Annotated in this window: 17 protein-coding genes; 8 read left to right on the top strand and 9 right to left on the bottom strand. The window is 71.4% G+C overall.

The genetic code is table 11. The annotated features are described in order from the left end of the window. Positions 1-9 precede the first annotated feature (9 nt). Positions 10-999 carry an ABC transporter substrate-binding protein gene (locus ACI2L3_RS08395; protein ID WP_404751530.1) on the top strand — a complete coding sequence of 330 codons (990 nt, stop codon included), beginning with the start codon at positions 10-12 and terminating at the stop codon, positions 997-999. Between the two features lie 66 nt (positions 1,000-1,065). On the opposite strand, the gene ACI2L3_RS08390 is transcribed toward ACI2L3_RS08395, so the two are convergent. Further along, positions 1,066-2,160: an HAAS signaling domain-containing protein gene (locus ACI2L3_RS08390; RefSeq protein ID WP_404751529.1), complete on the bottom strand. Its 1,095-nt coding sequence runs from the start codon at positions 2,158-2,160 to the stop codon at positions 1,066-1,068. A gap of 210 nt (positions 2,161-2,370) precedes the next feature. Between ACI2L3_RS08390 and ACI2L3_RS08385 the strand changes: the two genes are divergently transcribed. The 3 genes from ACI2L3_RS08385 to ACI2L3_RS08375 all read left to right on the top strand — a co-directional run bounded on the left by ACI2L3_RS08385 (position 2,371) and on the right by ACI2L3_RS08375 (position 4,159). Further along, complete coding sequence (locus ACI2L3_RS08385; protein ID WP_404751528.1) at positions 2,371-2,568, top strand: hypothetical protein; 198 nt, start codon at positions 2,371-2,373, stop codon at positions 2,566-2,568. Between the two features lie 102 nt (positions 2,569-2,670). After that, positions 2,671-3,846 carry a glycosyltransferase 87 family protein gene (locus ACI2L3_RS08380; RefSeq protein ID WP_404751917.1) on the top strand — a complete coding sequence of 392 codons (1,176 nt, stop codon included), beginning with the start codon at positions 2,671-2,673 and terminating at the stop codon, positions 3,844-3,846. Further along, positions 3,803-4,159, top strand: a complete 357-nt coding sequence (locus ACI2L3_RS08375; RefSeq protein WP_404751527.1) for a hypothetical protein — start codon at positions 3,803-3,805, stop codon at positions 4,157-4,159. Before ACI2L3_RS08380 ends, ACI2L3_RS08375 begins: the two co-directional genes overlap by 44 nt. 8 nt (positions 4,160-4,167) lie before the next feature. On the opposite strand, the gene ACI2L3_RS08370 is transcribed toward ACI2L3_RS08375, so the two are convergent. The 4 genes from ACI2L3_RS08370 to ACI2L3_RS08355 are packed head-to-tail and all read right to left on the bottom strand — an operon-like array spanning position 4,168 to position 10,842. Then, entirely contained in the window at positions 4,168-5,808 is a 1,641-nt protein-coding gene (locus ACI2L3_RS08370; protein ID WP_404751526.1) for a DNA repair helicase XPB, read from the bottom strand. Between the two features lie 52 nt (positions 5,809-5,860). After that, on the bottom strand, positions 5,861-8,248 hold the full coding sequence (locus ACI2L3_RS08365; protein ID WP_404751525.1) for a tetratricopeptide repeat protein: 2,388 nt from the start codon (positions 8,246-8,248) through the stop codon (positions 5,861-5,863). Continuing rightward, complete coding sequence (locus ACI2L3_RS08360) at positions 8,245-9,849, bottom strand: hypothetical protein (RefSeq protein WP_404751524.1); 1,605 nt, start codon at positions 9,847-9,849, stop codon at positions 8,245-8,247. The genes ACI2L3_RS08365 and ACI2L3_RS08360 overlap by 4 nt, the downstream gene beginning before the upstream one ends. Positions 9,850-9,897: 48 nt before the next feature. Next, on the bottom strand, positions 9,898-10,842 hold the full coding sequence (locus ACI2L3_RS08355; protein WP_404751523.1) for a hypothetical protein: 945 nt from the start codon (positions 10,840-10,842) through the stop codon (positions 9,898-9,900). 170 nt (positions 10,843-11,012) lie between these two features. On the opposite strand from ACI2L3_RS08355, the gene ACI2L3_RS08350 reads away from it, so the two are divergent. From ACI2L3_RS08350 to ACI2L3_RS08340, 3 genes are all read left to right on the top strand, one after another. Next, the gene (locus ACI2L3_RS08350) at positions 11,013-11,807 is read left to right on the top strand and encodes a metallophosphoesterase family protein (protein WP_404751522.1); all 795 of its coding nucleotides are present in this window, start codon (positions 11,013-11,015) and stop codon (positions 11,805-11,807) included. 217 nt (positions 11,808-12,024) lie between these two features. Then, positions 12,025-14,679: a helicase C-terminal domain-containing protein gene (locus ACI2L3_RS08345; protein WP_404751521.1), complete on the top strand. Its 2,655-nt coding sequence runs from the start codon at positions 12,025-12,027 to the stop codon at positions 14,677-14,679. Between the two features lie 664 nt (positions 14,680-15,343). Then, positions 15,344-17,320 (top strand): HelD family protein, encoded by a 1,977-nt coding sequence (locus ACI2L3_RS08340; RefSeq protein ID WP_404751520.1) that lies wholly within the window; start codon positions 15,344-15,346, stop codon positions 17,318-17,320. Here ACI2L3_RS08340 and ACI2L3_RS08335 read toward each other — a convergent pair. The 3 genes from ACI2L3_RS08335 to ACI2L3_RS08325 form a co-directional block, all read right to left on the bottom strand. Beyond that, positions 17,317-17,940, bottom strand: a complete 624-nt coding sequence (locus tag ACI2L3_RS08335) for a DUF2165 domain-containing protein (protein WP_404751519.1) — start codon at positions 17,938-17,940, stop codon at positions 17,317-17,319. The two genes, ACI2L3_RS08340 and ACI2L3_RS08335, sit on opposite strands and share 4 nt — an antisense overlap. A 120-nt stretch (positions 17,941-18,060) precedes the next feature. After that, on the bottom strand, positions 18,061-18,753 hold the full coding sequence (locus tag ACI2L3_RS08330; RefSeq protein WP_404751518.1) for a copper homeostasis protein CutC: 693 nt from the start codon (positions 18,751-18,753) through the stop codon (positions 18,061-18,063). 187 nt (positions 18,754-18,940) lie between these two features. Continuing rightward, a complete protein-coding gene (locus ACI2L3_RS08325; RefSeq protein ID WP_404751517.1) occupies positions 18,941-21,244 on the bottom strand; it encodes a heavy metal translocating P-type ATPase in 2,304 nt (767 codons plus the stop codon). A gap of 197 nt (positions 21,245-21,441) precedes the next feature. Here ACI2L3_RS08325 and ACI2L3_RS08320 point away from each other — a divergent pair, with 197 nt between their 5' ends. Further along, the gene (locus ACI2L3_RS08320) at positions 21,442-22,398 is read left to right on the top strand and encodes a hypothetical protein (protein WP_404751516.1); all 957 of its coding nucleotides are present in this window, start codon (positions 21,442-21,444) and stop codon (positions 22,396-22,398) included. Between the two features lie 22 nt (positions 22,399-22,420). On the opposite strand, the gene ACI2L3_RS08315 is transcribed toward ACI2L3_RS08320, so the two are convergent. Beyond that, positions 22,421-23,086 (bottom strand): CatB-related O-acetyltransferase, encoded by a 666-nt coding sequence (locus ACI2L3_RS08315; RefSeq protein ID WP_404751515.1) that lies wholly within the window; start codon positions 23,084-23,086, stop codon positions 22,421-22,423. Positions 23,087-23,092 lie beyond the last annotated feature (6 nt).

Genomic DNA, 23,092 nt, shown 5'->3' with positions numbered 1-23,092 from the left:
GGCGTCCCCATGACCCGCTTCCGCTCCCCGCTGCACCGCCGCGCCCTCCTCACCGGCTCCCTCGCCCTGACCGGCGCGCTCGCGCTGTCGGCCTGCGGATCGTCGGACTCCGGCTCCGGCTCCGGTGACGCCGCGGGCTCGGGCAAGACCCGCACCGTCAAGACGGCCATGGGCGACGTGAAGGTCCCCGCCGACCCGAAGCGCGTCGTCGTCCTCGACACCGCCGAACTGGACTCCGCGATCAGCCTCGGCGTGCAGCCGGTCGGCTCCACGCACGTCGAGGCCGAGTCGGGCTTCCTGAGCTACCTGCCCAAGGACAAGGTCAGCGGCATCAAGGACGTCGGCGAGATGCTGAACCCCAACATGGAGGCCATCGCCGCCCTGAAGCCCGACCTGATCCTGACGTCGAAGATCCGGCACGCGGCCAAGTACGACCAGCTCAAGGAGATCGCCCCGACCGTCATGACGGAGACGACGGGCTACCCCTGGAAGGAGAACTTCCAGGTGCACGCCGACGCGCTGGGCAAGCAGGATGAGGCCGAGAAGGTCGTCGCCGACTACAAGGCGCACGCCAAGAAGGTCACCACCGCCATCGGCGGCCCCGCCAAGGCCGAGCAGACCAAGGTCAACGTCATCCGCTTCATGGAGGGCGCCGACATCCGCCTCTACGGCGAGCAGAGCTACATCGCCACGCTCCTCAAGGACGTCGGCCTCGGCCGCGCGCCGATCTCCGCGAAGGCCAAGGACGGCTTCTCCTACGACCTGTCCCCCGAGAAGATCGACCTCGCGGACACCGACGTCATCTTCCGGTCGACGTACGGCGACCCGAAGAAGGCCAAGCAGACGCAGACCGTGGGCAGCGCCCTGTGGAAGAACATGAAGGCGGTGAAGTCGGGCAACGTCCACACCGTCGAGGACGAGCTGTGGATCCAGGGCATCGGCTACACGGCGGCGGACAAGATCCTGGACGAGATGCAGACGTACCTGACGAAGAAGTAGCCCTCGACGGGTCTGACGAAGTAGCCCCTCGACGGGGCTGAAGAAGTGACCCTTGACGGGTCTTGCTCACGGCCGTCGCCGCTGCGATCTCCACAGCAGGAAGAGCGCGGAGGCGACGGCCGCGCCGCGCACCACCCACGGCCAGGTGTCGGCGACGGCGTCGCTCATGCGCCCGTCCCCGAGCGGCTCCCAGCGCCCCTCGGCACGCCCCCACAGCCACGTGATGCCCGCGGCCACCGCGAGCCCCGGCAGCCACAGGACGGCGATCTTCACCTCGGCGGGGGAGAGCCTGCGGGAGACGTAGGTGATGAGCCAGCCGACGCCGAGGACCACGAGGTTGCCGAGGACCGCGCCGACGGTGAGGAGCGCGGCGGCGAGCAGGAGCAGCGGGTTGCTGAACGCGAGGCCCGTGCCGGAGCCGGCCCCCGCCCGGCGGCCGGGGCGCCACCACCGCCTCTTGGCCCCCTCCTCCGCGTACGCGTCCGCCCCCTCCCCGTACTCGACCGTTTCATCCGCTTCGTCCTCTTCGGTCTCCGCCTCGGGGTCGTCCTCGCCGTCCTTGCCCTCCTTGGGCGGGGGCTTGAGTATCTCCGGGATCTCCACGCCGCCGACGAAGCCGGGGACGCTGTCGGCGACGCCGAACGGGCTGCTGTCCACCCGCCACCAGTCGGGCTCGGAACCGCTGGGCCCCAGCTCGTCCGTGCCGGCGAGGTGCGGCGGCGACGCGCCCTCGAAGTCGGCGGGGTGGGCCAGGGCCGAGGGCTCCTGTGTGTCGTGCTCTCGCCGAGGTCCGGGCACGATGCGCCGCCGCAGACTCTTCGGCAGCCCGCTGGACCGCGCGCCGCTAGAGGCGGGCCGCGCCCCGCCGACCCACCGCTTCGGCACAGCGGGCGCGCTCTTCTCCGCGGAAGGGAGATCCACCGTCTCGTCCCCGGCCCCGCCCGCAGCCTCGACAACCTCCTCCGGTGTGCCGAGGCGGGCGAGGATGCGGCGGACCGCGGCGGGGCTGTCGCCCGCGGGCCTGGACCTGCCCCGGTCGATCCGGTTCCGCAACTCGGCGACCAGCCGCATCCGGTCGCCGGACGGCAACTGCCGCTGCTGGGCCAGGTCTCCGACCCGGCTCAGATAGTCGTAGACCAGCTGATCGCTCTCGATCCCCACGAAGTCCCCTCCGGGGCGGCTGCGTTGACGCGCCGCGGTTGTGCACAGCGCTACCGACGGTACCGTCTCGGGGCCACCGGGCGCCCGCACCCTAGGGGTTGCCGTCCACCTCAAGACGGACGGGAGCCGCCGCGGGCAGGACCGGAGACCTAGCGGCGGGTTGCACCGCAGACCGATGTGCCGGGGACGCCGGAAAACCATCATGAATGCATGAGCGCTGCCACCTTCACCCCCGCGTCCGTCCACTCCTCCGCCGACTCCGCGGCCCCCGCCACCGGCGACCGGGCCGCCGCGCACCCGCACCGCGTGAGCGACGCACTGCGCGCCGCCAAGGTCCTCGTGAGCGCCGCGTTCGGCGTGGTCGTGCTCGGTGAGTACGCCGAGGAAGCGGGCGTACGACACCGCTGACGCACCCCGGCCGGGCACCCCCGCCCGCGCCCCGGGCTCCACTAGGGTCACGCCGTGACACCACGGACTGCGACCACCCCCTCACTCTTCGCGGCTGCCGCGCTGCTCGCGGCCTCCCTCACCGCGCTGGCCGTCCTCTGCGTCGTCCAGGACGTACCGATGGCCGACACCCTGGTCTACCGGGCCGAGGGCGCGGCCGTCACCAACGGCAGCGATCTCTACGGCTTCACCGTCACCGAGTGGGAACTGCCCGCCACCTACCCGCCGTTCGCCGCGATCCTCTTCGTCCCGACGACCTGGCTGCCCGTGGAAGCCCTCAAGGCCGTCTTCCTCGTGGGCAACACCGCTCTCCTCGCGCTCCTGGTCCACCTCTCCTGCCGTCTGGCCGGGCTTCCCGTACGCGCCGCGTCCGTCTGCGCCGCCACGGCCCTCACCCTCTGGCTCGAACCCGTCTTCCAGACCGTCCTGTTCGGCCAGATCAACCTCGCGCTCGCCTGCCTGGTCCTCTGGGACCTGACGCGGCCGCCCGGCGCCCTCGGCAAGGGCTTCGCGGTCGGCGTCGCGGCCGGGATCAAGCTGACGCCCGCCGTGTTCGTCGCGTACCTGCTGCTGCGCGGCCGGGTCCGGGAGGCGGCCACCGCGCTCGCCGGGTTCGCGGGCACCGTGCTGCTCGGCGCGCTGGTGCTGCCCGCCGCGAGCGTCGAGTTCTGGACGCGGCGGGTCTTCGAGACGGGCCGGGTCGGCAAGGCGTGGATCGTCGACAACCAGTCCCTCCAGGGCCTGGTCGCCCGCCTCCTGCACGACGCCGAGCCGGGCGCGGCGTGGACCGTCCCTGCGGCCGTGACGGCCACCGCGGGCCTCTGGCTGGCCCGCCGCACACCCGTGGAGCCCCGTGCCCTCCTCCTGGCCGCGTTCACGGCCGTGCTGGTCTCGCCCATCAGCTGGTCGCACCACTGGGTGTGGTGCGTGCCGCTCCTTGCCGTCCTGCTCGCCGAGGGCAGGCGGTGGACGGCGGCCGCCGTGGCCGTCATCTTCACCGCCCGCACGTTCTGGCTGCTGCCGCACCGGGGCGACCTGGACCTGCGGCTGCCGTGGTGGCAGCAGCCGCTGGCGTCGCCGTACGCGCTGCTGGCTCTGACCATCGCTTCGGCTCTGGCTCTGGCGCCGAGGTTGAGTACGTACCTGAGTACGCGGACCGAGGTGCCGGCCCCGCGCCCGCGGGTTGACTCGCTCCATGCACCCCGAGACGGAGCCCCGCCACGAGTGGGCCGCACGTAACGCCGCTCATGCCGCCGCACATCCGGTCCCACGGCCGTCCCGCGTCCTCGCCCTGGCCCTGGCGACCCCGGTCGTCCTCCTGCTTCTCACCCTCGGCTGGTACGTGGTCGCGCTCGACGCGGAGCTCGGCGACGCGTCGTCGCCGGAGCACCAGGACGTCGTGGCCCGCTACGTCCTCGCGACGCTCGGGGGCCTCGGCTGCCTGACGGCGGGCTGGCTCACGCCGCGCGACTCGCGCGCGGCGTGGCTGCGGACGGCGTTCGCGCTGACGTCGGTCCTTGTGATCCCGGCGGCGATGCTGACGGGCGCCTAGGCCCTTTCCTACTGGGCCAGCAGCTCGTCGGCGTCCACGATCCGGTACGCGTACCCCTGCTCGGCGAGGAACCGCTGCCGGTGGGCGGCGAAGTCCTGGTCGATGGTGTCGCGGGCGACGACGGAGTAGAAGCGGGCCTCGTGCCCGTCGGCCTTGGGTCGCAGTACGCGCCCGAGCCGCTGGGCCTCCTCCTGCCGCGAGCCGAACGTCCCGGACACCTGGATGGCGACGGTGGCCTCGGGCAGGTCGATGGAGAAGTTGGCGACCTTCGACACGACGAGGACGGAGATCTCGCCCTGCCGGAAGGCGTCGAAGAGCTTCTCGCGCTGCGCGTTGGTGGTCTCGCCCTTGATGACGGGCGCGTCCAGGTGTTCGCCGAGCTCGTCGAGCTGGTCGATGTACTGCCCGATGACGAGGGTCTGCTCACCGGCGTGCTTCTTGACGAGCGCCTCCGTGACCTTCCGCTTGGTGGCGGTGGTCGCACAGAACCGGTACTTCTCCTCGGCCTCGGCGGTGGCGTACGCGAGCCGCTCGCTGTCGGTCAGATTGACCCGCACCTCCACGCAGTCGGCGGGCGCGATGTACCCCTGCGCCTCGATCTCCTTCCACGGGGCGTCGAACCGCTTGGGCCCGATGAGCGAGAAGACGTCGGACTCGCGCCCGTCCTCCCGTACGAGGGTCGCGGTGAGCCCGAGCCGGCGCCGGGCCTGGAGGTCGGCGGTGAACTTGAAGACGGGCGCGGGCAGCAGGTGCACCTCGTCGTAGATCACGAGCCCCCAGTCCCGCGAATCGAAGAGCTCAAGGTGCGGATAGATGCCCTTCCGCTTGGTCGTGAGCACCTGATACGTGGCGATGGTGACGGGCCGGATCTCCTTCCGGGTCCCGCTGTACTCACCGATCTCGTCCTCCGTGAGGGAGGTCCGCTTCACCAGCTCGTGCTTCCACTGGCGGGCGGAGACGGTGTTGGTGACGAGGATCAGCGTGGTCGCCTTGGCCTGCGCCATGGCCCCCGCGCCGACGAGGGTCTTCCCCGCCCCGCAAGGCAGCACGACGACCCCGCTGCCCCCGTGCCAGAACCCTTCGACGGCCTGCTGCTGATACGGCCGCAGCGCCCAGCCGCTCTCGTCCAGATCGATCTTGTGGGCTTCCCCGTCCACATACCCGGCGAGGTCCTCGGCTGGCCAGCCCAGCTTGAGCAGCGTCTGCTTGACCTGCCCGCGCTCGGAGGGGTGCACGACGACGGTGTCCGGGTCGATCCGCTCGCCGACGAGCGGCTGCACCTTCTTCGACCGCAGGATCTCCTCAAGCACCGGCCGGTCGGTGGTGGTGAGGACGAGCCCGTGGGTGGGGTGCTTGGAGAGCGTGAGCCGCCCGTACCGCGCCATCGTCTCGGCGACATCGACGAGCAGCGCGTGCGGTACGGGGTACCGCGAGAACTCCACGAGCGCGTCCACGACCTGCTCCGCGTCGTGCCCGGCCGCCCGCGCGTTCCACAGCCCGAGCGGCGTCACCCGGTACGTGTGAATGTGCTCGGGCGCCCGCTCCAGCTCCGCGAAGGGCGCGATGGCCCGACGACATGCGTCGGCCTGCTCGTGGTCGACCTCGAGCAGAAGAGTCTTGTCCGACTGGACGATGAGGGGACCGTTCACGCGAGCGCCCTTTCCTTAGGCCAAACGTCCAGTGTGCCGCATGCGCCGACGATCACGTCGAGCTCACCACGGCTCGCGTGCTGCTTCCGACCCTCTTCCTCAGCTGATCGACGGCTGCGAGCGTTTCCGCGGCCCTCGCTGTCTCGCCGGTCTGGTGGTACAGGTCAGCGGCCAGCTCCAGATTCTCCAGAGCCTCGGTGTTGCAGCCCTGCCGAAGCAGCGCGTACGCGAGACTCGTCAGTTCGTCGGCCAGCCCATGATCGTCTTTCCCTTCGAGGAACGCCTCCAGAGCTAGGGTGTGCAGCCGCACCGCCTTGTTCCACTTGCCCTGCATCTGGCGTGCGAGAGCCATGTTGCCCAAGGTCATCGCCTCACCACGGCGGTCTCCCAGCTGCCGGAAGATGTTCAGCGCTTCCTGCTGTGCGGCATGAGCGGCTGCGTGGTCTCCGGCAGCGATCAGCGTTCCGGAGAGATTGGCCAGCTCGACCGCCCTCTCGTGGGGTGCCAACAGGGCGTCGGCCATGTTGAGCGCGCGTCTGTGCAGCTCTACAGCCTGCTCAGCTTCTCCGGCATTGCGCGTCGCTGTGGCGATACTCCCCAGAGTCTGGGCGTAACCGCGCAGGTCACCCTGTTTACGGAAGATCTTCGCCACCTTGCGGAGGACACGGGCTGCCTCCTCCCGGCGGCCCAGCTCGGTCAGAGTCTCGCCCGTGTTGCTCAGAGCACGCGCCACCCCGACCCGGTCGCCGGCACGCTTGAACAGCTGCGCTGCCTCCGTATGGGCCGCCATGGCCTGTTCGAACCTGCGTTGCTCGTGAAGCGAGAGCCCGAGGTTGTTCAGTGTGCTGGCCAGGGCCTTGCGCTTCTTCAGCTTTCGGCAGATCTTGATGGCCTTGTGGTGCGCCCGTACGGACCTGCGCAACTTACGCATGTCGCGAAGCACCACACCGAGGGAGCTCAGCAGAGCCGCCTCGTGGAAACGGTCCTCGCACCGTCGGCTCGAGCGGATGCCTGCGGAGAGCACCCACCCGGCATCCTCCAGATAGCGCATCTCCGTCAGGAACTGCGAAACTGGCACTGCCAGGGCGACACACACGACGTCATCGTCGGCATCGTGAGCCCAGAGAACAGCCGCGACGAGAGTGGCGCGTTCGGCCTCCAGCCACTGCAACGCCTCTGCTCGGGTCCGGAAGGCGGAATACGCCACCGGATGCGGTTCCGCGGGGTCGAAGAGCCTGCCACACGCCAAGGTCGTCATCTTGTGCAAGTGGACGAGCAGACGTATGAGGGCCTTTCCCCAGGCATCACCGTCCGACGTGAGTCGCTTCCGGGCGTAGAGACGCACCAGAGCGTGCTGCTGCCAGCGACCGTATGGGTCCCGCGGCTCGACCAGGTGTCGGCGAGCGAGGTCCAGCAGTCCCCGTTCGGTCTCCTTGACGCTCTCCCCGTACAACTCGGCCGCAGCCTCCACGGAGAAGTCGGGCCCGGGATGCAGAGACATCATCCGGAAGAGCCTGGCCCGGTCCTTTGTGAGCCTTCGATAGGACAGTTCAAAGGCCGCCGTCACGGCGCGTTCCTCCCGGCTCAGCACATCGAGTCGGGAGTGCTCGTCCTCCAGGTCCCGGCGGAGGTGGGCCAGGGGCCGAGTCGGCACATCCACCAACAGGGACGCCACGATGCGCAGGGCCAACGGCAGACCGCCGCACAGCGCGACGATCCGGTCTGCTTCCTTCGCCTCGGCCATCACCCGCGATTCCTCCGGCAGAGCCACGCGAAGGACGTCTTCCAGCAGCTCCCGTCCCTCCTCAGCGGGCAACTCCCGCAGAGTGATCGCCAGGGCGTCCAGCTCTGCCAGGGAGTGCCGCGAAGAGATGAGAGTGGCCGTGCTCGTGTCGCTCGGCAGCAGATGCCGGATCTTTGCGGTAGCCGGTACGTCGTCCAGGACGACCAGGACCCGTTGTCCGGCATCGGCAAGCGCACCAAGCGCTGAACGATAGACGAGCGCGCGTTCCTCTACCCCGGAGGGAATGTCTTTCGGCGCAAGTCCGAGCGCCCGCAGGAGAGTGCCGAGCGCTTGCTTCGGCGACACTTTGTGTGTCGCGTCATAGCCGTGCAGGTCCACGAAGAGGACACCGCCGGGGAACCAGTCGTCTTCCTGTAGGACTCGGTCCGCGGCTTGAAGCACGAGTTCGGTCTTGCCCGTACCGGCCAGCCCGGATACCACCACGGTGCCTGCTGTCTCGCCCGGCTCGGTCGGCGCCAAGGCCGCGCAGACACTCTCCAGCTGTGTACGCCGTCCGGCGAAGGTCCCGGATTTCCGGGGCAGCCCGGCGAGCGCGGGATCCGGTCGAGCCGGGAGCGTCAGGTTGACGGTCTGCCCCTGTACGACGACCCCGAAGAAGACTCCTCCGCTGATGTGGTTCTCGACCGTGCCGGTCATTCCTGAGCCTGTTGGTGCCGAACGACGGCCCGGCTGAAGGCAAGGACCTCAGCTGTGGTGAACATGCTCCTGTTCTCCTCTGTGACCACGTACCCGACCTCACGCCAGGCGTGGAGGAAGGCGGGGTCGATTCCTCTCTCGGCCGCGCGTTCCGCCATGTCCAGCATCATGGTGTCGAAGTACTCCTTGCTGAGGCCGGTGGGGGTGTCCGCGTCGGGGTCGAAGAAGAGCGGGTCGCCAGGCCCCGGCTCGCGTCCGAACTTCTCTCGGAAGGCATCCCGTTGGCCCTCCAACACCTCCTTCGTCTCATCTCCATGCGAGGTACCGGCGGAGAACCGCACCACGGAGCTGCCGTCCGCGTTCCAGATGCGTTCGACGGGGTGACCCGGCCGCCGGCGCGACGGCTCCGTCCTGCCGGACCTTTTGCGGACCTTTTTCAACACCGCCTCGCGAACCGCCTCGCGCCGCTCGGCCCAGTCCTCGTCCGACTCTTCCCGAACGTCCTCCGCGACGTCGCTGATGTCCGGGCCCTTGAAGTCGGCAGTGCTCCCACGAGCGATGCTGCTCAGGCGCATTCTGGCGTGCATGCCCACCCAGTCCAGCAGGTCCGGGGTCACCTCTCCCGCCAGCGTGGACACCTTCGGTATACCCGACTCGAAGGCCAGACGCGGCAGGGCGAGACCAGGGGAGCTGGTCCATATCAAGGCTTCCGAGGGGATCGGCTCGGTGAATGAGGGGACGGCGACAAGGCGTCCGAGCGTTTCAGCCACAGACATTCCCAGCCTGGGGGCGAGAAGGAGGATGTCGAGCACCGGTACAAGGGGTGATCTCTCGTCCAGGGACAGCGCCCACGCCGAGGCGTGTTTCTCCGAGTCCTCCAGGAGCTCGCCCGGCTTCACCATCAGCGCCGTGTACAACGCCGGGAGCAGCAGCCCGGATTCGTCATTCACCGGCAGTCCGGCCTCGTGGAAGCGGCGCAGCCCGTCACGGAGTACGGCTTGCGGCGTGTCCTCGAACTGAAGATCCTTGTCCGTCGCCTTCCAGAACCGCCTGATCCGTTCCTTCGCGTGCACCGGCGGTTCGGGCAGTTGCAGGCCCGGAGACGGCCCATGGACCGCGCGGCAGCTCTGCAGGGCTGCCTCGGGCAGCAGCCGCCGGGGCAGGCTGCGCCGGTCGAGTCCCGCCCCTTCAAGTCGGCCGTTGAGCGCCAGCATCAGCCTCTTGTCATCGACCGGCAGCTGCAACTCCTCGCTGGCCGAGACGGCCTCGCCGACGAAGCGCTGGATGCCCTTTCCATGCACGGTTCCGCGCAGCAAGCGCAGCCAGGCATCACGCGCGTTGGCGAACTCGAACTCGTCATGGAAGGTCTTGGGAAAGACAGCCCCCAAGAACAGTGCGTCCAGCGGGTCGATGTCGCCGTGCCAGTGCGGAGCTGTGCCCTCCTGCTGAACTTCCCACAGCGCCATGAACCCGGCCGCGTAGGCAGCGGCCAGGCTGAGGCTTCCCGGCGTGTTCGCACGCAACAGCCGTGCGATCGCCGCCTCACCGTCCGCCTGCGGATCGTCACCACCCGGGACGTTCCTCAGGCCGTCCGCGGCCACCCGCCGTGCCCGCTGCTCTCTCTTCTTCCTCGACGCTTTTCCCACAGGTCAGGAATCAGCTGTTGCGGAGGAAGGCTCGGTGTCGTCCCCGGCGAACAGCTCGTCGATGCTCTCGGCGTGGACCGACCGGTCCAGCCAGCGGTTGAGCGTGTCGAAGTCGGTGCAGGCGCTCACGCGCTCGCGGGCGTCCTCGGGGATGTCGACGCCTCGCACCTCCAGGACACGGAGGATGGCCTTGGCCTCGCCTCTGGCCACGCCTTCTTGCTTTCCTTCTTCCCTGCCCTCTTCCTTGCCCTCGAGGTAGGCCGTCTCGCGGACCGTGCCGCGTCCGGGGAAGTAGGTGACGAAGGTCATCAGTTCTCTCCATTTCTCTCCGGCACGGGTGTTCCCCAGGCCGACGTCCAGAAGGTCGTTGTAGTAGGTGGCGGACTTCTTGTCGGACGCCTGCACGGCATGGGCCAGCGCCTCCAGTATGGCCGTGGCGTCCGAGCTGCTGCTATGCGTCAGGGCCGCGAAGGTGGCCATGGCCAGGTTCTCCCGCACGGCTCTCGGTTCGGTGATCATCGGTACGTTGTCCGGGCCGACGACCAGGGGGTGGGTGCTCTGGGCGGTCCAGCCGCGCGCTCCGCAACTGAAGGGGCCCGCGGCCCACTTCGCGGTGGCGCGGCTCTTGCACACCACGAGCAGCAGGACCGGCAGACGGAACTTCGCCCGGAGGTAGGCCACGTAGTACGGCCAGCTCGTCTCCTTGTCCGTGTCGTGGCGTCCCTGGGCCTCGATGGCGAGGAGGAAGTCGTCGCCGTCGGAGGGCTGGACACGCAGCACGCTGTCCACCCGCCGTTCCAGCGGCAGGAGTTCCGTCGCGTCGGGGGTGAGGACGTCCACGGCTGCCTTCTCCGGGAAAGGCAGGTTGAGGGCGCCGAAGACCGGGACGAGGATCTCGGGCCGGTCCTGGAAGATCCGGTGAGACGCCTCGTGGGCTGATGTGACCATGAGAGGACCTTCGCGGGGGTGGGCCGCGGTGTCCTGTCGTTCCGGGTGCGTTCACTCTTTCGAGAGCGGCAGGGACGTTCCCTCGGAAAGCGTGGCTTTCATGGCTCTCACGGCTTCGCGGTGAGCGGAAGGGGAGGCCTCCGGGGCTGTGGCGGGGCAGCGTGGTGGGCATGTTGAGTCGAGTGGCTGTGTTGTCCGATGTTCATGGTGTGTTGCCCGCTCTGGAGGCGGTTCTTGCGGAGCCGGATGTGCGGGCGGCGGAGCGGATCGTGTTGACGGGGGACATCGCGGCGGGGCCGCAGCCCGTCGAGGTGGTCGAGTTGCTGGCCGGGATGGGGGATCGCGTCGTCTGGGTCGGGGGCAACGCCGACCGCGAGCTGGTCGAGCACCGGCGGGGGCGGCGCTGTGAGGATGCCGTCTCCGCCTGGGCCGCGGAAGCGTTGGGTCCGGAGCACCTCGGGCTGTTGGAGCGGCTGCCGCGGACCGTGCGGCTGGCCGTGGGCGGGCTCGGGGAGGTTCTGTTCTGTCACGCCACGCCGCGTGACGACGAGGAAGTCGTCCTGGTCGGCTCCCGGCTCGAACGGTGGCGGGACGTGTTCGGCGGGCTCGAAGCGGACGTGCGGACGGTGGTCTGCGGCCACACCCACATGCCGTTCGTCCGCCTCGCGCACGGCCGCCTGGTGATCAACCCCGGCAGCGTCGGCATGCCCTACGGCAGGCCGGGGGCCCACTGGGCGCTCCTGGGCCCCGGCGTCGAGCTGCGGACCACGGAGTACGACATCGACTCCGCCGTCGACCGCGTGGCGCGGGACTCCGGATACCCCGGCGCCGCCGAGTGGGCCGACTACTACCTGCGGGCCCGCGCCACGGACGCGGAGGCCCTCGCGGTCTTCGGACCTCGGGACGGACGGGAGGGGGCGGACGGACCGGATGGGCCGGATGGGCCGGATGGGCCGCGGGATTGACGGGAGGGGTCGGGCGGTTCGGACGGGCCGCGGGATGGACGGGAGAGGTCGGACGGGCCGGATAGCCCTCGGGACGGACGGGAGAGGGCGGACGGTTCGGACGGGCCGCAGGACTGACGGGAGAGGGCGGACGGGCCGGGCCGTTCGGACGGGGCAGGGCGGGCGGGGCGGGCGTGAGGGCGGATGTCCGGGTGGTGGACCCGCTACCGTGAACCGGATGAGCACCGACGAGTCGCAGCCCACGGACAGCGCCGGCGTGAGCGCGCCCGCATCGCCGCGCGTCGCGGACACGCCCCGTTCCCTCGCCGAAGCGCTCCGGTCGCGGGAGGACGGCGCGCTCGCCGACCTGCTGCGGGCCCGGCCCGACCTGCTGAACCCGGTGCCCACCGACCTCACCCAGCTCGCCACGCGCGCGGGTACCCGGGCCTCCGTGGTGCGGGCCCTGGAGCGGCTCGACCGGTTCGCGCAGCAGGTGGCCGAGGCGCTCGCCGTGGCCCCGGACCCCGCTTCGTACGACGAGGTGAGCGCCCTGCTCGCGGGCGACGAAGGGGATCCCGCCGTCGAGGGGGCGCTCGGCCGCGCGCTCGGCACGCTCCACGCGCAGGCCCTCGTGTGGGGGCCCGACGACCGGCTGCGGCTGGTGCGGACCGCGCGGGAGCTCCTCGCCCCGTCGCCGCAGCATCCGTCCCCCACGGGCCTCGGCCCCACCGTCGCCGAGGCCACGGCCGGGATGTCACCGACCCGTATCCAGGACATCGTCGCCACGGCGGGGCTGCCGACGACGCACGACCCGGTGTCCGCCGTACAGTCGCTCACCGCACTGTTCACGGACCGTACGCGCATGTCGGCGCTGCTCGACGAGGCGCCCGCCGAGTCCGTGGAGGTGCTGTCCCGCCTGGTGTGGGGGCCGCCGTACGGGCAGGTCACCGCCGATCCGGCCCGGCACCTGCGCTGGCTCCTCGACCGGGGGCTGCTCCTGCCGACCGCGCCCGGCACGGTCGTACTCCCCCGCGAGGCCGCCCTGCACCTGCGCGCGGGCCGCGCCCACCGCACGGTGGAGCCGACGCCGCCGCCCGTGGAGGTGGCGCGCGAGCACCGTCCACAGGTTGTGGACGCGACCGCCGCCGGACAGGCGTACACCGCGCTCGCCACCGTCGAGGAGCTGCTGAAGGACTGGGACGAGGGCGGCCCCGCCGTGCTGCGCGCGGGCGGCCTCAGCGTGCGCGATCTGAAACGGACGGCGGTGGCGCTCGACACGAGCGAGCCGCTGGCCGCGTTCTGGGTCGAACTCGCCTACGCGGCCGGGCTGCTGGCGTCCGACGGTGAGGCCGACGAGCGGTACGCCGCGACCCCCGCGTACGACGAGTGGCAGGAGCTGCCCGCGCCCGAGCGGTGGGCGGCCCTCGCCACGGCGTGGCTGGCGGCCACCCGTACGGCGGGGCTGGTCGGCGGCCGCGACGGCAAGGACCGTACGCTCTCCGCGCTCGGCCCCCACCTGGACCGTTCGGCGGCCCCCGAGGTCCGCCACCGGGTCCTCGCGCTCCTCGCCGCGCTCCCCGAGGGCGCGGCGCCCGACGCGGAGTCCCTCCAGGCCCGCCTGCGCTGGGAGCACCCGTCTCCCGCCTCGCTCGACCTGCGGTCCCGTATCGCCCAGTGGACGCTGAACGAGGCGGAGTTGCTGGGTGTTACGGGGCGGGGGGCGTTGTCGGGGCATGGGCGGGCGTTGGTGGGGGGACGGGGGCCGGGGCTGGGGTTGGAGTCTCTGGGTGCCGGTGCCCCGAGCGGCTCGGGCTCCGCGAGCGACTCGGGTTCCGCGAGCTCCTTGGGTTCCGCGAGCCGTTCTGGTTCCGCCAGTTCCTCGGGCTCCGCGGGTGCCGTGAGTTCCGCGGGTGCCGCGGGTGTCGCGGGTGCCGCGGGTGTCGCGGGTGCCGCCGAACGACGCGCCCTCGCCGCCGAGCGCCTCGCCCCGCTCCTTCCCCAGCCCCTCGACCACGTCCTCCTCCAGGCCGATCTCACCGCCGTGGCCCCCGGCCCGCTGGAGCGGCCGCTCGGTGACGCCCTCGCCGTGCTCGCCGACGTCGAGTCGAAGGGCGGCGCCACCGTCTACCGCTTCTCGCCCGGCTCCGTACGGCGCGCGCTCGACGCCGGGCAGTCCGCGTCCGACCTGCACGCCTTCCTCGCCGCCCACTCCCGTACGCCGGTTCCGCAGCCCCTGGCGTATCTGATCGACGACGTGGCGCGCCGTCACGGCCACCTGCGGATCGGCGCCGCCTCCGCGTACGTACGGTGCGACGACGAGGCGATGCTCGACGAGATCATGGCCGACAAGCGCGCCCAGAGCCTGCGGCTGCGCCGGCTCGCGCCCACCGTGCTCGCCGCGCAGGCCGACCCCGGGACGCTCCTGGACGGGCTGCGTTCCATGGGGTTCGCGCCCGCCGCGGAGAGCGCGGAGGGCGACGTCCTGATCACCCGCGCCCATGCTCATCGCACGCCGCCCCGTTCGGCGCCGGAGCCGGTGCCGGACGGGCCGCCGGTGCCCGGGGCCACGCTCATCGACGCGGCGGTACGGGCCATCCGTGCGGGGGATCTGGCGTCCACGGCGCCCCGCAAGAGCCCTGCGGTGGCGGCGTCGGACGGTCGCCTGCCCCGCACCACGGCCGCGGAGACCCTCGCGACCATGCAGGCCGCGGTGCTGACCGGGGAGGCGGTCTGGGTCGGTTACGTGAACGCCGAGGGTGCGGCGAGCCAGCGTGTGCTCGCGCCCGTGCGGGTGGAGGGTGGCTTCGTCACGGCGTACGACCACACTGCGGATGAGGTCCGTACGTATCCCTTGCATCGCATTACGGGTGTGGCGGAGTTGGCGGACGACTGACGCGGGGCGCGGGCAGGGGTGCGGGGAACTGTGGGACCGGCCACGACGCGCCCGCGCCCGACGGATGGCCCCGCGGCTCCGAGCCCCGTGCGACGGGACGCTTTTTCGGGTGCGGGTCCTTGGGGGCTGGTCGCGCAGTTCCCCGCGCCCCTGAACGGGCTGGCCGGCCGCTCCTCGCCTGCGGGTCCGTGGGGGCTGATCGCGCAGTTCCCCGCGCCCCTGGAGCGCCGCCCGTCGGCCGTTCTTCTCCCGCCCTTCGGCCGCGCGCCGACGGCGGCTAAGGGCGCAGAGCCCGGCGCCCCGGGAAGGGCGCCCACCGGGCTGAGCACGCCGCCCCGCCCCCCCCCTGACCGGAAACCCACCCACCGGAAAACCCATTGGCACCGTCCCCCGACCCCCGCCTAAGATGCCCCCTTCCCCGGCCTCCCCGTGCGGAGTGCCGTCGTCCGGACGGAAACCGGGCGGCAGCCCATGTAGCAGCACCACGACACCGCTGAACCGCCGGAGGCACCCCGTGCATGCGCACGTCGACCCTGTCCCCCTCGATCCCGAAGGTTCCGAAGGCCCCGCGGGCCCCGTAGACCCCGCAGAGTGCGAGAACACCGCAGACCCCCTCGCCCGGGAACGCGGCCATCTCGCCGCGTCCCGTGCCGCGCTGCGGGCCATGCGCGAGGATGCCGAGGCGCTCGATATCCGTGACGTCACCGCGAACTGGGTGAACGCCGCCGTCCTGGAGCGGCAGCTCGACGAACGGATCAAGTCGCTCGCCGATCTGGCGCACACTCCGCTCTTCTTCGGGCGGCTCGATTACCTGCACGCGCCCGGTGCCGAGCAGGCCGAGGGTGCGGAGGGGGAGCAGTTCTACATCGGGCGGCGGCACGTGCACGACGCCGATGGGGACCCCATGGTCATCGACTGGCGCGCGCCGGTCTCCCAGCCGTTCTACCGGGCCTCGAAGAAGGACCCGATGGACATCGCGCTGCGCCGCCGTTTCGGTTATACGGCCGGTGACCTCACCGCGTACGAGGACGAGCACCTCAGCGACCCGGGGGAGGCCGAGCGGACCAGCCGACTGCTCCAGCGGGAGATCGAGCGGCCGCGCGTCGGGCCGATGCGGGACATCGTCGCCACCATCCAGCCGGAGCAGGACGAGATCGTCCGGAGTGGGCTCAGCGGCAGCGTGTGCGTGCAGGGCGGGCCGGGGACGGGTAAGACCGCCGTCGGGCTGCACCGGGTCGCCTACCTGCTGTACGCCCACCGGGAGCGGCTCGCCCGCACCGGCACCCTCGTCATCGGGCCGAACGCCTCCTTCCTGCACTACATCGAGCAAGTCCTCCCCGCCCTCGGTGAGTTGGAGGTCAAGCAGGCCACCGTCGACGACCTCGTCGCCCACGTGGAGGTGCGCGGCACGGACGAGCCGGCCGCTGCCCTCGTCAAGGGCGACGCCCGCATGGCGGAGGTGCTGCGCAACGCCGTCCGGTCGCACGTGACGATGCCCATCGAGCCGGTCGTGGTCGTGCGCGGGTCGCGCAGGTGGCGAGTCCCCGCGTATGAAGTGGAGGAGATCGTCAGTGAGTTGCTGGCGCGCGACATCCGGTACGGTGCCGCCCGCGACGCCCTCCCGCAGCGCATCGCGCACGCCGTGCTCGTCCGCATGGAGCAGGCGGGCGAGGCGCCGGACGACCGGGTGCAGGACGCGGTGGCCCGCAATCCCGCGGTGAAGGCGGCGGTGAAGGCGGTGTGGCCGCCCGTCGAGCCCGCCAAGCTCGTGCTGCGGCTGCTGTCCGACGCGGAATTCCTCGCCGCGCATGCCGAGGGGATCCTGAGCGAGGACGAGCAGAAGGCCGTGCTGTGGGCCAAGCCCGCGCGGAGCGTCAAGTCCGCCAAGTGGTCCGCCGCCGACGCCGTGTTGATCGACGAGGTCACCGACCTCGTCTCGCGCACCCACTCCCTCGGCCACGTCGTGCTCGACGAGGCGCAGGACCTGTCCCCGATGCAGTACCGCGCGGTGGGCCGGCGCTGCACCACGGGTTCGGCGACCGTCCTCGGCGACCTCGCGCAGGGCACCACACCGTGGGCGACGCGGAGTTGGGACGAGGCGCTGCGGCACCTCGGCAAGGACCGTGCGGTCGTGGAGGAGCTGACGGCCGGTTTCCGCGTGCCGCGCGAGGTCATCGCGTACGCGTCGCGGCTGCTGCCGGACATCGCGCCGGGGCTCACGGCGGTCGAATCGGTGCGTGAGTCGCCGGGTTCGCTCGCGGTACGCCGGGTGGCGGACGTGGGAGACCTCGACTCGGCGTGCCTGGAGGCGTGCGCGGAGTCGCTGCGGCAGGAGGGCTCCATCGGCCTCATCGCCGCGGACGCCCGCATCCCATCACTCGCCGCCGCGCTGACGGCGGCCGGCCTCACGTACCTCTCCCCCGGCGAGGAGACGACACCCGACACCCGCCTCACACTCGTGCCCGCGTCCCTCGCGAAGGGTCTCGAGTACGACTACGTGGTACTGGACGAGCCCTCCGCCGTCGTCACCGGCGAGCCGGACGAACGCACTGGCCTGCGCCGCCTCTACGTGGCACTGACCCGCGCCGTCTCCGGTCTGACCGTCGTCCACGCGGCCGACCTGCCCGAGCAGCTCGCTTAGAGCCTGTTCTTGGGGTCCTTGGGGTCCTTGGGGTCCTTGGGGTTCTTGGGGTCGGCCGGTGTGTCGGTCGGTGTGTCGGCCGGTGCGGTAGCTGACGGCAGGTGCGTGACGATGAGCACGATGCCCGCCAGCGTCACGACGCGCGTCGCCGCGTCCAGGCCGTTCCAGGCGTCCGACTGCCACATGGCGAACCATTCGCCGCCGATGCCGATGAAACCGATGCCGAAGAGGGCGAGGATCATCAACAGGCCGATGCTGCCCACCCGTTGGGCCCGGCGCAGGCCGTGCGGGCGGCGCAGGGCGCGGGCCCACAGGACCGTCGACGTGCCGAGGACCAGCGCCGCCAGGGTCTCCCAGGCGATGATTCCGACGTACGCCGCGTCCTGGAGCCCGGTGGACTCCACGGCCCGCCACTTGAGGCCGTTGTCCTTGAAGGTGGTGTCCATCGAGAGGACATGGCGTACGAACTGCTGGTTGGTCTCGAAGTCGGTGATGTTCCCGAACGCGACGAGCGCGATGTAGAGCGCGACCGTCCCCGTGAGCAGCATCGCGGCGACGGGCAGCGTCCCGGCCGTGAGTATGCGCTCCGCGGGACGCGTCTGTTCTGCTGGTGTCGGCATGAGGTCCCCTCCGTGTCGGTCCAGTTCTATCGCGTCCCGCGGAGAAACGATCAACCGGCGGCCGGCCGGCGACGGGGCGAGCAGTCAGCCGGCCGACCGTGAGACCGCCGTCAGCCGCCGTCAGCCGCCGTCCAGCGCCGTCCGCCATTCCGCGACCGCCGCCGCGGACACCGGCGCCGACCAGCCGTCGGGGCGGGCGGCCCCGCCGATGTGGAAGGCGTCGACGCCGGCCGCCGTCAGCCGCGGCAGGTGGTCGAGGCGGAGGCCGCCGCCGATGAGCAGCTGCGGCTCGTAACCGGGTTCGCCGCGCCGGGCCGCCTCGGCGAGCAGGGTCGGCAGGCCGTCGTCGACGCCGGTCGCGGCGCCCGCGGTGAGGTAGGTGTCGAGGCCCGGCAGGTCCCCGAGCTGCTTGCGGAGGGCCGCCCGGTCGGCGGCGCGGTCGATGGCGCGGTGGAAGGTCCAGCGGCACCCGTCGAGTGCGCCGACCAGCGCTTCGACGGCGGGCAGGTCGGGCCCGCCCGCCTCGTCGAGGAAGCCGAGCACGAACTCGTCGGCGCCCTCGCCCCTGAGCTCGTGGGTGCGGCGCAGCAGTTCGTCGACGTCGCCCGCGGCGAACCCGTCGGCGAGCCTGAGCATGACGCGCAGCGGGATGTCGACGGCGGAGCGGATCGCGGCGAAGGTCGCGCGGGACGGGGTGAGGCCGTCCGCGGCCATGTCGGTCACCAGCTCCAGGCGGTCCGCTCCGCCGGCCTGGGCGGCGACGGCGTCCCCGGCGTCGAGGGCGATCACCTCCAGGACTGCACGCTTGCTCATGGATTTCTCTTCCTTCTGGTCGGTGCGGCCGGACTGCCGGTCGCCGCCGGCTCGCCGGTTACCGCCGGTCTGCCGGTTACCGCCGGAAAACCTCGCACAGGTCTAGTCCAATTACCACCCTACGCGCAGAACACCCCGGCGCGAGCCGAGTCGCTCGCACCGGGGTGTGGGCCGGACTTCAGGTAATTCAGGCCAGCGGCTTGAACCCCCGCAGCCGCAGACTGTTGCCCACCACGAACACCGAGGAGAACGCCATCGCCGCACCCGCGATCATCGGGTTCAGGAGCCCCGCGGCGGCCAGCGGCAGCGCGCCGACGTTGTAGGCGAAGGCCCAGAACAGGTTCGACCTGATCGTGCCGAGGGTGCGGCGCGAGAGCCTGATCGCGTCGGCCGCCACCCGCAGGTCACCTCGTACGAGGGTCAGATCGCCCGCCTCGATCGCGGCGTCCGTGCCCGTGCCCATCGCCAGGCCGAGGTCGGCCTGGGCCAGCGCCGCCGCGTCGTTCACGCCGTCGCCGACCATGGCGACCGACTTGCCCTCGGCCTGCAGCCGCTTCACCACGTCGACCTTGTCCTGCGGCATGACCTCAGCGATCACGTGTTCGGGGGCGATGCCCACCTCGGCGGCGACCGACTCCGCGACCGCCTTGTTGTCGCCGGTCAGCAGGATCGGGGTGAGGCCGAGCGCGCGCAGCCGCTCGATCGCCTCGGCGCTGGTGTCCTTCACCGCGTCGGCGACCTCCAGGACCGCCCGCGCCTCACCGTCCCAGGCGACCGCGATGGCGGTACGGCCCGCCGCCTCGGCCTCGGCCTTGGCGCGCGCCAGCTCGACGGGGAGGTGGATCTCCCACTCGGCGAGCAGCTGCTCGCGGCCGACCAGGACCGCGTGTCCCTCGACGATGCCCTGCACGCCGCGCCCCGCGACGTTGGCGAAGTCCTCCGGAGTGGGCAGCTCGCCCACCGAGGCCGTGGCACCGGCGGCGACGGCCCGGGCGATGGGATGCTCGGAGGAGTGCTCCAGCGCGCCGGCCAGGCGCAGGACCTCGGCCTCCGTGGTGCCGTCCGCGGTGTGGGTGGCGAGGAGAGTCATCTTGCCGGTGGTGACGGTGCCGGTCTTGTCCAGGACGATGGTGTCGGCCTTGCGGGTGGACTCCAGGACCTCCGGGCCCTTGATCAGGATGCCGAGCTGGGCGCCGCGCCCGGTGCCGACCATGAGGGCGGTCGGCGTGGCGAGGCCCAGGGCGCACGGGCAGGCGATGATCAGTACGGCGACCGCGGCGGTGAAGGCGGCGGTCAGACCGGCGCCGTTGCCGAGCCAGAAGCCGAGGGTGGCGAGCGCCAGGCCGATGACGACCGGCACGAACACCGCGGAGATCTTGTCGGCGAGGCGCTGGGCCGCGGCCTTGCCGTTCTGCGCGTCCTCGACGAGCCTGGCCATCCGGGCGAGCTGGGTGTCGGCGCCGACGCGGGTGGCCTCGACGACGAGGCGTCCGCCGACGTTCAGGGTGGCGCCGGTGACGGCATCGCCGACGGCGACCTCGACGGGCACGGACTCGCCGGTGAGCATGGAGGCGTCCACGGCCGAGGAACCCTCGACGACCTTGCCGTCCGTGGCGATCTTCTCGCCGGGCCGCACCAGGAAGCGGTCACCGGCCTTCAGCCGGCCCACCGGGACGGTCTCCTCACGCCCGCCCTCGCGCAGCACGGTGACGTCCTTGGCGCCGAGCTGGAGCAGCGCCTTCAGGGCGGCGCCCGCCTTCCTCTTGGAGCGGGCCTCGAAGTAGCGCCCGGCGAGGATGAACGCGGTGACGCCCGCCGCGGCCTCCAGATAGATGTTCCCCGCGCCGTCGCTGCGGGCGATGGTCAGCTCGAAGGGGTGGGTCATGCCGGGCGTGCCGGCCGTCCCGAAGAACAGCGCCCACAGGGACCAGAGGAACGCCGCCGACGTACCGACCGAGATCAGCGTGTCCATCGTCGCCGCGCCGTGCCGGGCGTTCGTCCACGCCGCCTTGTGGAAGGGCCAGGCCGCGTACGTGACGACGGGCGCCGCGAGCGTGAGCGACAGCCACTGCCAGTACTCGAACTGCAGCGCGGGGACCATCGCCATCGCGATGACGGGCACGGAGAGCAGTGCCGCGGTGGTCAGGCGCTGGCGCAGGGGCCGCAGCTCGTCGTCGGCCCGCCGCGCCTCCTCGGCCTGCCTCTCGTCGCCGTCGAGCGCGGTCTCCTCACGTACGGGAGTGGGCTCCTGCGCGGTGTAGCCGGTGGCCTCGACCGTCGAGATCAGGTCCTGTACGGAGATGTCCGCGCCGCGGTAGCTGACCTTGGCCTTCTCGGTGGCGTAGTTGACGGTCGCCTCGACGCCGTCCATGCGGTTGAGCTTCTTCTCGATGCGGGCCGCGCAGGAGGCGCAGGTCATGCCACCGATGGCGAGTTCGACCTCTGCGGCGGGCGACGCCGTCTCGGCGGCACCGGGTGTGGTGGTGGCCATGGATCGGGCTCCTGTACGAGTCGGGTTCCCGATACCCGGGGCGGGTATCGCTGTCGGGATCCATGTATACCCCCGGGGGGTACGTAACGCAAGGGTCCTCCCCCAAGAGAACTCCACTTGACTTCGTACCCCCGGGGGGTATCTTCGAGTTCAGCGGAATGAGACCACGCAGGGACCCACCGACCCACGGAGCCGTCATGAACACCGGACTGAAGATCACCGCATTCGCCGCCGCCGTCACCGCGACCTTCGGCGCCGCGTACGGCGTCGGCACGGGCGTCGACCCCGTCACGGACAAGGCACCCGCGGCTCGGCACGGAGAACACGAGGGCGGCGGAAAGGAGAAGAAGGGCACGGGCGAGCAGGAGGGGCAGGACGGGCACGCCGAGAGCGCCCCGGGCGGCCTCCAGATCTCCGACCGCGGCTACACGCTGGACCTGAAGACCACCCGCATCGAGGCGGACAAGCGGCAGAAGCTGACCTTCACGATCGTCGAGGACGCCACAGGTAAGAACGTCACCGCGTACCGGAAGGAGCACGACAAGGAGCTGCACCTCATCGTCGCCTCACGCGACCTGACGGCCTACCGCCATCTGCACCCGGTCCGCGCGGCCGACGGCACCTGGTCGACGCCGGTCCGGCTCCCCGAGGCGGGCGGTTACCGCGTCTTCGCCGACTTCCGGCCCGAGGGCGCGAAGGAGGGGCTGACGCTGGGCGCGGACCTCGGAGTGGCGGGCTCGTACGACCCGAAGGAGCTGCCCGCGCACAGCACCACCGCGAAGGTCGACGGCTACGACGTCACGCTGAAGGGCGAGCTCAAGACGGGCGCGGGCGGCGACCTCACGCTGAGCGTCGCCAAGAACGGCAGGCCGGTGACCGACCTCCAGCCCTACCTGGGTGCGTACGGCCACCTCGTGGCGCTGCGCGCGGGCGACCTCGCCTACCTTCACGTCCACCCGAACGGCGCGCCCGGCGACGGGAAGACCGAGGCGGGCCCCGGCATCTCGTTCGGCACGGCAGCACCGAGCAAGGGCGCGTACCGCCTGTTCCTCGACTTCAAGCACGAGGGGAAGGTCCGCACGGCGGAGTTCACCGTGCACGCGGGCGGCGGCGCGCACGCCGAGCCCGAGAAGGGCGGCGGCCACGGGCACTGACCGCTTCGGGGTCGGGCGCGTCTCAGGCGGCGGGCGGCGCCACCGCCGCCAGCTCCTCCACCGAGCCCGACATGACGGCCCGGACGTGCTCGGTCAGATGGTCGAGAGGCCAGTCCCACCAGGCGAGTTCGAGCAGCCGGGCGATGTCCTCGTCGCCGAACCGGCGGCGGATGAGCTTCGCCGGGTTGCCGCCGACGATGCCGTAGTCCGGCACGTCGTCGACGACCACGGCACCCGAGGCGATGATCGCGCCGTGCCCGATGCGGACGCCCGGCATGACCGTCGACCGGTATCCGAACCAGACGTCGTTGCCGACGACCGTGTCGCCGCGCCCCGGCAGCCCGGAGATCAGGTCGAAGTGCTCGCTCCAGGACCCGCCCATGATCGGGAAGGGGAACGTCGAGGCCCCGTCCATCCGGTGGTTGGCGCCGTTCATGATGAACCGCACGCCCTCGCCCAGCGCGCAGTACTTCCCGATGACCAGCCGCTCGGGCCCGTAGTGATAGAGCACGTTCCGCGTCTCGAAGGCGGTCGGGTCGTCGGGGTCGTCGTAGTACGTGAAGTCCCCGACCTCGATCAGCGGCGACTTCACGAGCGGCTTGAGGAGGACCACCCGCTCCTGGCCCGGCATCGGGTGCAGCACGTTCGGATCGGCGGGTACGAGAGGCGTGCCGGAGTCGGAGGTCATCCCCTC

Source organism: Streptomyces sp. NPDC029674 (assembly GCF_044903205.1).
In the GTDB taxonomy this organism is placed as follows: Bacteria; Actinomycetota; Actinomycetes; order Streptomycetales; family Streptomycetaceae; genus Streptomyces.
The sequence above is the reverse complement of the archived record's forward strand: the minus strand, read 5'-3'. Positions and strand labels throughout refer to the sequence as shown.

Bases quoted from the DNA above. Each gene is read 5' to 3' on its own strand.
- ACI2L3_RS08395 (WP_404751530.1), top strand. From the start codon at position 10: ATGACCCGCTTCCGCTCCCCGCTGCACCGCCGCGCCCTCCTCACCGGC.
- ACI2L3_RS08385 (WP_404751528.1), top strand. From the start codon at position 2,371: ATGAGCGCTGCCACCTTCACCCCCGCGTCCGTCCACTCCTCCGCCGAC.
- ACI2L3_RS08375 (WP_404751527.1), top strand. From the start codon at position 3,803: ATGCACCCCGAGACGGAGCCCCGCCACGAGTGGGCCGCACGTAACGCC.
- ACI2L3_RS08365 (WP_404751525.1), bottom strand. From the start codon at position 8,248: ATGACCGGCACGGTCGAGAACCACATCAGCGGAGGAGTCTTCTTCGGG.
- ACI2L3_RS08355 (WP_404751523.1), bottom strand. From the start codon at position 10,842: ATGGTCACATCAGCCCACGAGGCGTCTCACCGGATCTTCCAGGACCGG.
- ACI2L3_RS08350 (WP_404751522.1), top strand. From the start codon at position 11,013: ATGTTGAGTCGAGTGGCTGTGTTGTCCGATGTTCATGGTGTGTTGCCC.
- ACI2L3_RS08345 (WP_404751521.1), top strand. From the start codon at position 12,025: ATGAGCACCGACGAGTCGCAGCCCACGGACAGCGCCGGCGTGAGCGCG.
- ACI2L3_RS08340 (WP_404751520.1), top strand. From the start codon at position 15,344: ATGCGCGAGGATGCCGAGGCGCTCGATATCCGTGACGTCACCGCGAAC.
- ACI2L3_RS08335 (WP_404751519.1), bottom strand. From the start codon at position 17,940: ATGCCGACACCAGCAGAACAGACGCGTCCCGCGGAGCGCATACTCACG.
- ACI2L3_RS08330 (WP_404751518.1), bottom strand. From the start codon at position 18,753: ATGAGCAAGCGTGCAGTCCTGGAGGTGATCGCCCTCGACGCCGGGGAC.
- ACI2L3_RS08325 (WP_404751517.1), bottom strand. From the start codon at position 21,244: ATGGCCACCACCACACCCGGTGCCGCCGAGACGGCGTCGCCCGCCGCA.
- ACI2L3_RS08320 (WP_404751516.1), top strand. From the start codon at position 21,442: ATGAACACCGGACTGAAGATCACCGCATTCGCCGCCGCCGTCACCGCG.
- ACI2L3_RS08315 (WP_404751515.1), bottom strand. From the start codon at position 23,086: ATGACCTCCGACTCCGGCACGCCTCTCGTACCCGCCGATCCGAACGTG.